Source organism: Hymenobacter jejuensis (assembly GCF_006337165.1).
Classification (GTDB): Bacteria; Bacteroidota; Bacteroidia; order Cytophagales; family Hymenobacteraceae; genus Hymenobacter; species Hymenobacter jejuensis.
On the sequence record NZ_CP040896.1, the window covers coordinates 4,095,163 to 4,108,410 of the forward strand.

At 58.6% G+C, this 13,248-nt stretch carries 9 protein-coding genes; 4 read left to right on the plus strand and 5 right to left on the minus strand.

Annotation, left to right across the window (positions count from 1 at the left end; genetic code table 11):
- Positions 1–630 precede the first annotated feature (630 nt).
- From FHG12_RS16845 to FHG12_RS16860, 4 genes are all read left to right on the plus strand, one after another.
- Positions 631–1,092 (plus strand): hypothetical protein, encoded by a 462-nt coding sequence (locus tag FHG12_RS16845; protein ID WP_230471172.1) that lies wholly within the window; start codon positions 631–633, stop codon positions 1,090–1,092.
- 52 nt (positions 1,093–1,144) lie between these two features.
- Positions 1,145–1,882: a hypothetical protein gene (locus FHG12_RS16850; RefSeq protein ID WP_139516835.1), complete on the plus strand. Its 738-nt coding sequence runs from the start codon at positions 1,145–1,147 to the stop codon at positions 1,880–1,882.
- 689 nt (positions 1,883–2,571) lie between these two features.
- Positions 2,572–4,134, plus strand: coding sequence for a hypothetical protein (locus FHG12_RS16855; RefSeq protein ID WP_139516836.1), 1,563 nt, complete (start codon positions 2,572–2,574; stop codon positions 4,132–4,134).
- Between the two features lie 81 nt (positions 4,135–4,215).
- Positions 4,216–4,605: a hypothetical protein gene (locus FHG12_RS16860; protein ID WP_139516837.1), complete on the plus strand. Its 390-nt coding sequence runs from the start codon at positions 4,216–4,218 to the stop codon at positions 4,603–4,605.
- Between the two features lie 151 nt (positions 4,606–4,756).
- Here FHG12_RS16860 and FHG12_RS16865 read toward each other — a convergent pair whose 3' ends face one another.
- The 5 genes from FHG12_RS16865 to FHG12_RS16885 all read right to left on the minus strand — a co-directional run bounded on the left by FHG12_RS16865 (position 4,757) and on the right by FHG12_RS16885 (position 13,166).
- On the minus strand, positions 4,757–5,449 hold the full coding sequence (locus tag FHG12_RS16865) for a M48 family metallopeptidase (protein ID WP_139516838.1): 693 nt from the start codon (positions 5,447–5,449) through the stop codon (positions 4,757–4,759).
- Between the two features lie 2 nt (positions 5,450–5,451).
- The gene (locus FHG12_RS16870; RefSeq protein ID WP_139516839.1) at positions 5,452–8,658 is read right to left on the minus strand and encodes a type I restriction endonuclease subunit R; all 3,207 of its coding nucleotides are present in this window, start codon (positions 8,656–8,658) and stop codon (positions 5,452–5,454) included.
- A complete protein-coding gene (locus tag FHG12_RS16875; protein WP_230471173.1) occupies positions 8,655–9,893 on the minus strand; it encodes a restriction endonuclease subunit S in 1,239 nt (412 codons plus the stop codon). The genes FHG12_RS16870 and FHG12_RS16875 overlap by 4 nt, the downstream gene beginning before the upstream one ends.
- Before the next feature lie 8 nt (positions 9,894–9,901).
- Positions 9,902–11,458 (minus strand): type I restriction-modification system subunit M, encoded by a 1,557-nt coding sequence (locus tag FHG12_RS16880; protein ID WP_139516841.1) that lies wholly within the window; start codon positions 11,456–11,458, stop codon positions 9,902–9,904.
- A 307-nt stretch (positions 11,459–11,765) separates the two neighbouring features.
- Positions 11,766–13,166 carry a hypothetical protein gene (locus FHG12_RS16885; RefSeq protein WP_139516842.1) on the minus strand — a complete coding sequence of 467 codons (1,401 nt, stop codon included), beginning with the start codon at positions 13,164–13,166 and terminating at the stop codon, positions 11,766–11,768.
- Positions 13,167–13,248 lie beyond the last annotated feature (82 nt).

A 13,248-nucleotide genomic window follows, 5' to 3' on the forward strand; every position in this document is an offset into this window, starting at 1 on the left:
CGCGTTTTTGATGGATTGATCTACCCAACCCCTTGTCCCCATCCTGCCTAGTGACCCTTTTACTCAGTGCCCAGGCCATGCGGTTAAGCCACGTATCCTAGTATACTGTGGGCTGACACGGCGCTAAATTTTGCCAAAAATTCGCGGGGCGCACCTCCTACAAAGACCCCCGGGAGAGAGGCACGCCCCGAGGGGGGATACTTTCACACGGGGAGGGGGTACCCAACTACCGGGTTTTGTAACGGCCTCGGCGTACGCGCGGCCCTGTTTCTCGTTCAAGAGGCCGGAAATGCCACTGGGGGCTCGTTATTCGGGTGCAAAAATAGCTCCGATGAGGGCTTTTAGGGGCCCCTCATTAGCCGTTATTCGGCGTCGAGGTACTGTTACTTTTTGGATTTGCGGCCCGCTTTGTTGTACCTGAACCTGCCCGGGGCGCGGCCACCGCCGGCGTAGGATAATCCGTCCGAAAAGGAATGTAAAAATAAGTATTGATTTGACGTAACTATTTGATTATCAACAAAGTATAAGGAAAAAAGTAAGTTTCGCGGGTTCGCTGCTCTAGGTCGGCCCTGGGTTACCCAGGTGGCGATGATCAGCGTCGCCTCGTCCCAAAACTCCTTTCGTGTTGCCATGCCCTTCCTCGCGTTCTTCCAAGGCGCTCAGACGCCGTTGACCCTGGCCAACTACCTGGGCATGCTGGCCCTACTCGCGGGGTGGGCCGGGCTTACGGGCTGGCCGCTACTCTTTGTGCTGCGGGCCCTGGTGGCGCCGCTTGACCGGGTGGGCCATGGCTTCACCCGGGTACAGGGCGGGGCGGGCCTCTTTCTGTTGGTGGCCGGCAGCATATTGTGCTGGGCGAGCGAGACGACGCTGGGGCTCGTCGTGCTACTGGGCCCCTTCGTGCTGCTGCTTTCGCTCTTCAACCGGGCGTTGGCCGTGGTGCTGCCGTTGCTGCTGATCGGGGCCTTTCTGCTGGTCGAAGCCGCCCTGTACGCCTGGTTTGCCGAGCTGACCGGCATTGGCTGGCCCGGCTTTGTGGCTTACGTGATCCTGACCGTAGAATTGTGGCAACTGGCCCCGCCACCCCGGTAAGCCGTGGTCGGGGTACCTGGCATGGTCTTTCTTCTACTATTTTCCTATCACCATGGTCTCGAACAGTCTCTACACCCTGCCCAAGCAATACCTACCGAAGGCCGCCTTTGCCAGCTTGGTTCGTGCCCACGCGCCACAAGGCTTGCTGGCGGTGAGCGCCTGCCGTCGCTTGGCCGCGCGCTTTGGTCCAGATGCGTGTACGGCCGCTGCGCTCGAACACAGCCGGGCCCTGAACCGCCACGCCACGGCGAACCTGCGCGTGGACCTGGTCCGGGCCCATGCCCGCTACTTCCCCGTCTTCGGTACCTTCCCGGAGTGCGTGCGTGACGAAGCGGGCCGGGTCTGCGACGAGCTAGTGGACGAGGTAAGCTTCCTGGTGTTTCCGCCGGCGGGCTGGCACGGGGCGCCGGCCGCGTCCTGGTTGTTGGCACTGGGCACGCGCCTGAGCGAAGCCTATTCGCTGGACGGGTTCCTCTACCAGCCGCCCGGCGAGCCCGCACAGGCCCACTGGCGCACCGCCACGGGCGCCGTCGACGAACGGGTAATGCCCCAGCCGCTGACCGACCCGAGCCAGCTGTTCCCCGGGCATCACCCGCCGTTGGAGGCAGATTTTTTCCGCGACATCACAAGCGAACCCGGCACCGCACCCAATGGCGGGCTGCAAGACTACGCTGTGCGCCAGGCCGGCGAGTTTTGGGTCAACGCCCCAGCCGGGGACATGCAAGGGGCCATTCGACGCTATGGCGAGGTATTCTTCCGCATGCCGCATCTGGCGCGCCCAGCCGGCTAATCGCAGCAGATCTCAAGAGGGCTCCGAAGCATCCGAAGCAGAACAAACCAGCCTCATCGTCGAAACGCACAAACCGCTACCCCACTACCGATAAGGCCAGAAAAAGGAGTCCAGCGGGGACCCCCAAAAAACGAAAAGAGGGCCTCCCCGACAGAAGGGAGAGGCACAAAGTGCGAAGTGCAAGAAGTGCAAAAAAAAGGGCCGCAACACAGGAAAATTAAAAAACGCCACCAACCCGGCCCACCGGCGCCTCCAACCCGGGCCACCAACCCGGGCCACCAACCCGACCCACCGGCGCCACCGCCCGGCCCACCTCCAGGGCCCCCGAGGACTCCGCGCTATATATGACTACTATCTTGGTCATTTTTAGCGTCGACCTTGCTTGGCCAAGTGTTGACGCGCTACAGCCGTCGAGCACAATCAACTCGAACTTTCGCAATGCCTGCCCTTTGGGGTACTGAGATCTGGTACCGCCGAAGGCCGTGAAGAGTTGCCCCCACTTCTTGGCGTAACGCTCGCCTTCTGGAACCAGAGGCTTAGCATGCGTAAGATGCCAAAATGCCCTTTGCAGGCGGTAGGGGCATAAAGAAGGAGAGTGTTCCAGGTTTTCGGTATCTTTTACGTGGACCTGACTGCCCAGCTTGCTGGCCCGTGACCCTTTCTCTTTTCGATCTCTTATTCTCCGCCCCTTGCCGATTACCCGTACTCCCCGCAACACTTCCCGGAAGGCAGCCGCAACAGCCAAACCCCGCACGTGCCCGGTGGCCACCGCTCAGCCGATGCTGTACGTGCCGGAGGCCATCGCTGCCGAAACCCTGCCCGCACTGCTACGTCGCTGGAGCAAATCGCCCCGCTGGATCACCGATCACCAGGACCAGGTCGCTTTCGTCCTCCACAAGATTCTATGCCTACGAATGGCCGATGTGCGCTTGGGCCCCGAGGACTACAGCCCCTTGCACTTCGAGTCGCTGGCCGGGTTTATCCCGCGCAAGTATATCAAGGAGATCAAAGAACTTTTGCTTCAAAATGAAGTGATCGAATGCGATAAGTGCTACATCCCCGGCGTGGTCAGCAAAGGCTACCGGTGGCACGCGCGCTACCGCGGTCAGCCCAGCCGCCGCGTGCCGGTGAGCAAGGCTACCTTTGCCAACCGCTTGGCGCGCGGACAACAACGCTGCCAAATGCCGCTTCTGCAGGACGGGTTCCTCCAGCGCGTGCACCAGGATATGCTGGCTTTTCGCATGGAGGCCGCTGCCGCCCGCGCCCACAACGCTGCGGCGACCCGCGCCACCGAGTCGTTTCTAGACGCCCACCACGCGGTCCTGAGCACGCGGAGCTTATCCGGCAATGTATATAAGGTGCTGCGCGCTGCCGCGGCTGATCCGTTGGTGCGCCTGCCGTCGGTCAAGAAGTGGAAGGAGCTGCGCGCCAAAAACCCTGGGCGGACACTCTATGAGTTGGCTCGCCGCTCCCGGCGCGAAGCGCACGAAGAAAACGAGCAAGTTATCACTGTGTTCGCTGCCGGCGACTTCGACGTGCCCTTGCGCCGGGGGCTGGGTTCGCGGGTGTACACGAATCTAACCAACCTGAGTCGTGATTTGCGTCCGTTTCTTGTGCACCAATATTTTCCGCACGAGCGCCTCGTCAACTGCGACATTGCCAATTCACAACCTTTCTTTGCCTGCTTGTTGCTGCGCGAGGCGTACCAGCGCAAGGCGCAAGCCATGCCGGCGAACGTGCAGAACTACATTCGCTTAACCAGCACGGGGCAGTTCTACGAGTACATGGCTGAGCTCGTCGGCGTCGACATCGACCCGGGGCGCAATCCGTTTGGCCGAAAGAACTTCAAGGTGAAGTTGTTTTCCCAGGTGTTCTTCTGCAAAGACTGGCATACGCAAAAGAGTAAGTTCGGCAAGAAGTTCATCGAACACTTTCCCGATGTGTACCGGCTGTTGCAGCAGCTTAAGACGCCCAATTACAAGAATTTGGCCACGACCCTACAGCGAACCGAAGCGGCATTCATGCTCGACTGTGTCATGACTCACTTGCAGGAAATGGGCGTGTGGTGTGCCTCGATTCACGACTCGATCGTGTGCCTGGAATGCGACCAGGATCACGTCATTAATACGCTTCTCGAGGCTTTTGAGCGTGAGTATAAGTTGAGCCCCAAGATAGAACCTGAACTCCTGCGCAAAGCAGAATCTGACCGCGTCCATTTCCAAAGCACTACCGAGCTGAAACAGGCCGCCTGAGTCGAACAGATTCCAAACGGTCCCACTTCTTTTGAAAAAGCACTGACCAAAATGAAAGCCAATAAAAGATACTTCACGCAAATGAACAACCAGCTATTGAGCTGGACAGTTGGAGAACTGAGCTCCTTTTATTTCGAACTGCACGATTTTGTCGTTGACCAGCGCACGGAGCTGTACCTGATTTGGGATGACACCGAGGGCTTTCTCTTGTTCCGTACGAGCACGGATGAATACCTGAAGCTAACCGAGCGCGAGGTACGATTGCTGTTGCATTTCACGTTCTCAGCGCATTTATACCAGCAGCTCAAGATTGGCATTTCCTTAGAGCTCCCGTTCAGGCCTAGAAATTTGTGGTTTATGGACAAGAACTTTCATCTGGCCATTACCTGGGTGCACCTACGGGAGTTACAAAAATGCGAAAGCAGCTGCCCGCGAGAATGGCTGGAGTCGGATGAAGACATGCCCTTTTAGAAACGCCTCGATCCGCAGCCGGCAGGCCGTTGTCATATCAAGCGGGAAGTTACGGCGCGACGAAGGATTAGGTTAAAAAGGCGGGCTGCGTTTTCCGCAGTTCGCCTTTTTTAGTGTTGTAGGATGTTGGCAGGGTCAGCAATTTCTTAAGCTACAGCCGAAAGCGATTCACGCGCGCATCTAACTCTTTCCAGTTGGGCAAGTGTCGGGCCAGCTCGGCCCAGAATTCTTTGGAGTGGTCCTTCACCTTCGTATGGCACAGCTCGTGCACAATGACGTAATCGATCAGCGAATACGGCAGCTTGATCACGTCCGGGTTGAGCAGGATCGTGTTGGTCGGGGTGCAGCTGCCCCAGCGCTTGGCCATGGTGCGCACCTTGACCTCGCGGTACGCCAAGCCCGTGCGGGCCGCCCACAGCTGCACCCGGGGCGGCAGCTTCTCTTCGGCCTTCGCGCGAAAAAACTGATCTAAGGCCCCGTGCATCGTTGCCTGGTCGTGTGCGGCGGGGTCGGCGTACAGCCGGAAGCGGGAGTGGTTGAAGTCGATGTGCGGGGTCGGGCGCCCGGCCTCGGCCACCACCTCGGCGTAGTAGCGGCGGCCCAGGTAGCCAATGCGCGCGCCGGTCACCAGGTCTTCGGAGACCGCCGTTCGCACGAGGTCGAGTTTTTCCAGCACCCAGCGCGCTTTCTGCAGCACCAGGCGGTCGGCCTGCGGCCCGGGCAGCCGCCGGCCCTTGAGCACCACGCCCTCGTGTTGTTCCACGCTGAGGTAATGGGCCTTCAGCTGGGGGCTGTCCTGCACGGTGTAGTGAATGGTGGTCTCGCCGTACTGTACGCTGGGCATGGTTAGTTTTTTCGCAAAATCTCTACGAGCTCCCGGGCCTTCTCCCGCGCCTGGGGGCGCGGCAACTTGTCGAGCAACAGGGTGCGAATTTTGCTTTCCATGTCGCTGCGCACCTCGCCCTTCTCCCGCCAGCCCACGATCTCCAGCTCGCCGCTCACCAGCTCGAAGAGCTGCACGGTGGCTGCGGCGGCTTCCCCGGCAAAGATCGTCTTCATGGAGTTGAAGATGGCAATCTGCCCGTCCGTGAGAAATCCTTCGGCGTGGCCTTCCCGGTTTTCGTGTCGCACGTCCTCGGCCAACGCGCCGAAGGCCAGCAGCAGCTGGGTTTGGTCCAGGCGCTGGGCTTCGTACGCCTGCAGCAGCTCTTCCAGGCGCTGGGCCAGGGGCTTGTAGAAATCGGGGTTGCGGTCCAGGCCCAGCCGGATGACGTGCTTGAGCTGGTTGCGCATGGTGAGCATCTTGGTGCCGGGCGAGGCGTTGAGGAGCTCCTGCCGAAACTGCTCGCGGTCGATGATGCTCACCGGCGCGGCCAGCAGGTTCTGCACGCCCTGGGAGGTGAGGTGCTCGTTGAGCAGTTGCCGCAGCATCTGGCTCTCGTCGGGGCTGATGCGCAGCTCGTCGTCGTCGGGGTAGGCGTTGCGGGCGCGCACCTTGATTTCGTTGAACAGCTTGAAATCCGCCTGGTACTGCAGGGCCGCCTGATTCGGCAGCACGAGGTTCACGGATTTGTTGAAGGCCTTCAGCAGGGCCTTGAACTCGTCGCGGCGGTGCAGCGGCTCGATGAACTGGACGCACTCGTCGATGAAGCTCGCGCGGCGGTCGTGGCGGTCGGCTTTGAGGGGCTTGCAAAAGGCCAGCACTTTGGCGTGGTTCAGCTCGAGCTGGGGAATTTCCTCGCTGAGGTTTTTGAGGAGGTCGTCGGGGCGCACGTCGCCGCTGAAGATCTCCAGGGCCTGCAGCAGGTGCTGGGTGATGCCGTTGTAGTCCACGATGTAGCCCGCCGCTTTGCTCTTGTAGGTGCGGTTGACGCGGGCAATGGCCTGCAGCAGGTTGTGCTCTTTCAGGGGCTTGTCGAGGTAGAGGCAGCCGGCAATGGGCGCGTCGTAGCCCGTCAGCAGCATGTCCGACACAATCAGGATGGCCGTGTTGTCGTGCTTCTTGCGGGTGCCCGACTGGTCGAGCAGGGATTCGTCGCCGAAGGGCAGCTTGAAATCCTCCGTGACGGCCTTAATCTCTTCGGGGGGCGTCACCAGCAGCGGCCGCGGGTCGTGTGGGTTGTCCCGGTTCCAGGCGACCCGCTCGAAATGGTCGGCGGCAATGGGGTCCGACTTGGGCGAACCCAAGCTGACCACCACTTTGGTGGTGAAGTGGTGAAAGCCCGACTCTTTCAGGGCCAACATAGTTTGCTGGTAATCGAGGGCGGCCTGCCGGCCCGCGCACACCAGCAGGGCTTTGTGCCCGTCGGGGAAGATCTTGTCGCGGTAATGCTCGAGCAAGTGCCGGCTGATGTCGCGAAGGCGGCCGGCTGAGCGTTGGTATTGGTGCAGGGCCGCTTCCTTGAGCTGGGCTTGCTTCTCTTCCGACTCGTGGCCAAACCGGGTTTCGAATTCGGCGTCCAGCTCGGCTTTCTTGACGTCGAGGCGGGCAATGCCGGCGTCGTAGAGCAGGGGCACGGTGGCGCCGTCGGCCACCGATTCGACCAGGGTGTACACGTCCAGGTACTGGTCGCCGTAAAACTCGGCCAGCGTCGATTTGTCTTCCTTGGAAATGGGCGTGCCGGTGAAGGCCACGAACTTGGCGTTCGGCAGCACCGTGCGCATGAAGGCGGCCAGGAAGCCGTAGTGGCTGCGGTGGGCCTCGTCGACGAGCACGTAGAGGTTGGGCTTGGCGCTGAGCACTGCGAGCGGGACTTCTTCGCGGCGCTGCTCCTCCCACTTGCCGTCGCGCAGGGCCTTGGTGATGGTAATGAGCAGGTTATCCTGCAGGCGCCTCTCCACCCGCTGGGGTTCCGTTTCCGGGGCGGCGAGCTCGTCTTCGGCGGGCGGGGCGTCCGCAGCGGGAGCATCCGGGTCGTAGGGTTGCTGAAACTTTTGGAGCGTGGTGGTGAGGATGCCGCCGTAGTCGTTGCGCAGCAGCCGGTCGAGGTGGCGCACCGAGCGGGCCTGCTGCACCCCTTTGAAGCCCACGTTCTGGAAGGTGGTCGTGATCTGCTGGTCCAGGTCCTGGCGGTCGGTGAGGAGGAGCACCGTGGGGTTGTCGAAGCCGTACTCGGGGGCCTGGAGCTTGCGCGTCAGGTAGGCCATGGTGAGCGACTTGCCGCTGCCCTGCGTATGCCACACCACGCCGCCCTGCTGGTGCGCTTGCAGCTTGGCGATGGTGTTGTTCACGGCGCGCACCTGCTGGTAGCGCGGCAGCTTTTTAAGGATGCGCCCTTCGTCGAGCTCGAACAGTACGAAGTGGCGCACCAGGTCGAGCAGGCGTTCGGGCCGGAACAGGTTATACAGCAGCTGGTCCTGGGCCGTGGGCGGCCGGCCGTCGAGCAGGGCCACCAGCTCGGGCTCGTCGTCGGCGCGGTAGTGGGAGTAGAAGGCCTGCGGGGCGCCGAGGGCCCCGTAGCGCCCGCCCACGCCCCAGATGCCGGCGCAGATTTGGTTGTACACGAACAGCCGCGGGGAGTTCTTCTGGTAAAAGGCCAAGTCGCTGTAGGCGCTGTTCCAGGCGTTGGCGGCCCCGCTGGCCTTGCACTCGATAACGGCTAAGGGCAAGCCATTGACATACAGGACGATATCCGGAATGGAATGGCCGGCCTTGCCGTGAAACGTAACCTGGTTGACGGCCAGGAACTCGTTGCTCGCCGGGTTCTGGTAGTCCAGGAAGCGCACGGGCACGAAAGCTTCTTCGCCGCTGGGCAGTGCCTGCTTTAGCGTGAGCGTGTCGCCGCGCAGCAGCTCCCACACGCGCTGGTTGTCTTCCAGTAGCGAGGCGGTATGCTCCGTAGTGAGCACATCGTAAGCCTTTTGCTGGTTGGTGTCACTGAGCTCAGGATTGAGCCGAGTAAGGGCGTCACGCAAGCGCTGGGGCAGCACGGCCTGGGTGAGGTAGGGCCGCTCGTCGGCCAGCGCCGTACCCGGGAGGTACTGGTAGCCCAGCCGCTGGAGCAGCGCCAGGGCGGGCTGTTCCGAGGTCAGAAACTCCGGGCCTTGGCTCATGCCAGCACGACTTCTTCCGCGGGCACTTTCACCCGGCGCTGGCCTGTGAGCAACTGTTGCATTAGCCCACGCTTGAGTTCCTGATATTGGGCCTTTTTGTCAGTGAGAACTTGCAGCTTGTCATCGAGAGTGGTAAGAATCTCAGCTATCTGACGTTGTTCAGGCACAGGAGGAATGGCTACCTGCAGTTTTTCCATACCACCTTTCGTGACGTGCAACATAGCAGAACCGTGAGACTGGCTTTTCATCCGTGCGGTTACATTATCTAGGAGATAATAGTGATAGTTCTGATCAAGCCGTTCAGCATTTACTTCGATTTTCCAAATATGGTAGTGGAAAATTGCCTTATCGCCGCGCCACCACACAGGCCCAAAAGTAGCTGACCACATATACAGCAAATCACCATTGTGGCAATATTGATGTGCGGGCAATTTCAGGTTTGAATAATAATAATCTTTTCCAGAACCCGTCAGGTTTTGTAACCTGATCACTGGTGTGCCTTCCGCTTCCCACTCGGTCAGCTTGTATGCTCTGCCATTGTAAAATGTTGCGACATCAGCCTGCTTGACTACCTCCCAGCTTTCGGGTATTTCCCCCAGCTGTGAGTCTTTGAACGCGGTATGGCCAATGCCTTTCGTCAGCAGGCGCTGCATCAGGCCCTTTTTCAGCTCCTGGGTTTGCGCGAGCTGTTCGTCAATCACGGCCATCTTCTCGTCCACCGTGGACAGGATTTCGGCGATTTTCTGCTGCTCGGGAAGTGGAGGAAACGGTACGTCAATATTCTCGAAAGCCTTTTTGGAAATTTCCAGAAACGTACTGCCACTTGACAACCGCCGAATTATTTCCTTGCTGTTATTAATCAGGTAATATAGAAAATGTATGTTCCAATTTTCGTTAGGAACAATGCTTTTGAACCCCTGGTTTGTGGTGATCGGAATTAGATTAATAGCGCAATCTCCAAGCGTTGCGCGCGTACAAATAACCAGCGAACCAACAGGCAATAATGAGGCAGAGGAATTTATTAAGCCTGCTTCACTAATTCGTTTTTGGGTTTTATTGATGTAGACTTTGCCCTTGAGCGCGGTTATATCTGTAGGCGTACACCATGCAATCTCTCCATTCCAATACTCAGTCACTTTCGTGTCAGGTGTTGCTCCACTAAAGATCTTACCTGCCTCGCCCAACTTTGCTACTTTCCAGTCGGCCGGAATTTCCCCGATAACGGTTTGCTTCATTCCGGTTTTCATATCCCAATCTCCTCCAGCAAGCGTTCGAGTTTGGCGTCGATCTCAGCCTCTTTGGCTTCCAGCTCGCGCAGAGCCGCGTGCACAGTCGGCAAATCAATGGCAGCGGCGGCTTCGCTGCGGTCGATGTAGCGGGAGATGTTCAGGTTGTAGTCGTTGGCTTTGATCTCGGTCAGCTCCACCACCCGCATAAACTTCTCCTCATCCTGGGCCGCCGCGTAGGCCGCCAGAATGCGCTCCACGTGGCGGTCTTCCAGCTCGTTCTGATTTTTGCCTTCCTTGAACTCTTGGCTGGCATCGAGCATGAGCACCTTTTTCTTCAGGGCTTCGGCCTTTGTTTTGGAAAGCACCCAAATGGCGGCCGGAATGCCGGTGTTGTAAAACAGCGCCGAGGGCAGCCCTACGATGCCTTCCACCAAGTCGGCGTCGAGCAGCTTCTGGCGGATCGAGCCTTCGGCCCCGCCGCGGAACAGCGTGCCGTGGGGCAGCACCACGCCCATGCGGCCATCCTGCTTGAGCACGGCCAGCATGTGCTGCAAAAAGGCCAGGTCGGCGTAGCCCCGGGGCGGAATGCCGTAGTGCAGGCGCCCAAACTTGTCGACGACGGCACTGGCGTAGTTCGGAGCAATTTCCTTTTCCTTGCCCTTCTTGTCGAGCTTCTTTTCCTGGTGGATTTCGGCGGGCGTCCACCAACGGTCCTGCGAAAAGGGCGGGTTGGCGATCACGCGGTCAAAGAGCATGAGCTCGGTGTCGGAGTTCTTGTGCTGGGGGCTAACCAGCGTGTCACCCTTGCGCAGGTCGGCGCTGTTGAAGTTGTGCAGCAGCATGTTGAGCTTAGCGATGGCCCAGGTGCCCAGGTTCTTCTCCTGCCCGTAGAGCGAGACGTTGATGTTGTTACCGACTTTGCCGCCCGGCTGCTGGGCAATGTAGCGGGCCGCCTCAATGAGCATGCCGCCCGAGCCGCACGTCGGATCGTACACGCGGTTTTTGGGCTCGGGCTTGATCAGGCCTACGATGAGCTTCACCACGCCGCGGGGCGTGTAGAACTCGCTGCCTTTCTTGCCGGCGTCGTCGGCAAATTGCTTAATGAGGTATTCGTAGGCGTCGCCGAGCAGGTCGGGGGTGTAGAGGTCGGCGTTGCGCAGGGAGTGCTGGTTGAAGTGGCGCAGCAGGCGTTGCAAGGTGGCGTCGGAGAGCTTCTCCTTGTCGCCGAACTTGGTGGCCGTCATCACGCCTTCCAGCTGGGTGTTTTCGCGCTCGATGGCCGCGAAGGCCTTGTCGAGCACCACGCCGATGTTTTCGGTGGCTTTCTTCACCTCCGCCCAGCGGGCTTCGGCGGGCATTTTGAAGTGGGGCTCTTCTTCGGCCTCCTCGCGGCTCACGCCGTCGCGGGCCATGGTGGCTTCCACGGCTTCCTCGAACACATCGTTGGCACGCTTCAGGAAGAGCAGGCCGAAGATGTAGTTTTTGAAGTCGGAGCTGTCGATGCTGCCGCGCAGGATGTTGGCCGAATCCCAGAGCCAGGATTCGAGGGTTTGCAGGTCGAGTTGAGGCATACTAGGTTGAGCCTGAGCGGGTTGGGTTGGGCGCTCAGCGGAAAATAAATCGAGTTGGGGCATACGGTTACTGTCAGCATCGGCCGAAAGGGACATACTCAAATGTAACGGGCTGGGGGCTGCGGTGAAAGGCGAACCAGTGAATTGTCGTTCTAAAAAGGCTACCTATTTGGTTGTCAGTGCTAAAGCCTGCCTCACCGGCTTGCCGGTTTAGTAAGCACCCAAGTGGGGTCATTCAAAAATGCCGGGCAGCCCTGTGGTAAAGGGTAACCAAGGTCTCGACGGGGTAACCCGGGTAAGCACTACCTCAAGCTACCCGTGGTCGGTCTTCGGAAGAAAGGTTATTCGAGTAAGGGGTACTCGTTTTCGTACCCCGCCTATGTATTGACATCAAGGGGGCATCGAAGGGGCGAACCATCGCCGGAAGTAGCAAATCCAAAATGTGCTCTTGGCGGTTTGCCTGTTCTCTGCCTGGTTGCCCTTGGTACGCTTGCGCATACCGTGTCAGTAAGGTTGCCCACGACCGATGCGTTGGCTGCGGGTGCCTTTGCATGAACTCCTGAATAAAAGCAGCTGCATTGGGTGAACCCGTGCCGATGTACTCGCCGATCAAGAATTTTACCGTGATGCAGGCATTGCTCCGCAAACCGGTCTCAACGGCGGTAGGCTTCTTGGGTAGTACTAACTCCCGGGCCGATAAGAAGCTGGTGTCCAGCAGAGTAAGCGTATTCCTGTACTTCGGGTTTCGGTTTTTCTTATCGTAGTAAAAACTCGGTAAATCATTGAAGGTCAGCGCCCGGCCGACCGCTTTGATGAAAATAGCCGCCAAGTATTCCGGGCTTTGCAGATCGATTAGGCAGAGTTTGAGCTTGCTTAGGTATGAACTACACATTCTCACCTCGATTCGCTCTACCGGCAAGTCAGGGTCAAGGCCATTCAGAGCATGAAACCGGCGGATATACGTTTTTTGACGCTCCTCAGCTTCTTTTGATTTGCTGTACACTGCAACCTGTTTGCCGTGGGCATTGCCGGTGTACTTTCCAAATACGTGTTGATCCCCGCTGTGAAAGGTGTACGATAGGTTTCCTAATACGGGCGAGTACCGCTGCTCCTCGTTGTACTTACTCAAGGTTGAATGAGCAACAACGCGGGCGAGCTCGGGCAAGATACTTTTATTGCGATCTAAGGCGATATCTAATTTGGAGATCGATACTGCCTGTACGCAGAGTGCCTCTTGCAAGCGCTGGTAGTAATAAGGCCATCCGGGCCCAGAATAGAATACTTCATTCCGGAAAGTGAAATTCAGTTTGCCCTGCAAAGTTCTATACCGAGCATCGGTACGCAACGTCCCGATGTGAACCTCGTTTTCCCATACTTCAAACTTGTTCTGGTAGCAGGCTTCCTTGGTGAAACTTGCACGTTGGAGGTAGAGCTCGGGCGTGATTCGATAGCCATTTCCTTCCCAGACGAACTGAGCGTGAATGCTTGCCCGGGTCGCCAGGCCTCTGGTACTGCTCATGGTTAAGGACAGAGCATCGATGACGAGAACATGGGCGTCCGGGCCCACCGATACGGGTGTGCTGGTAAGCATAGCGACAGTTAAAAGTTGGAGAATGGCAAGGCCTTCAGCTCCTGCAAAAAGAGCGAAGTGACTTAGAAAAATGATAAAGCGGTAGTAGCCTGCCCGATTTACGACGGCGTAGTGCACTCCGCTGCTAAGTGCAAAACTTAGCTAGCGGGAGTTTCTGTTAAAAAGCACACACAGGCCCGGATTGATTTCATAATACGCT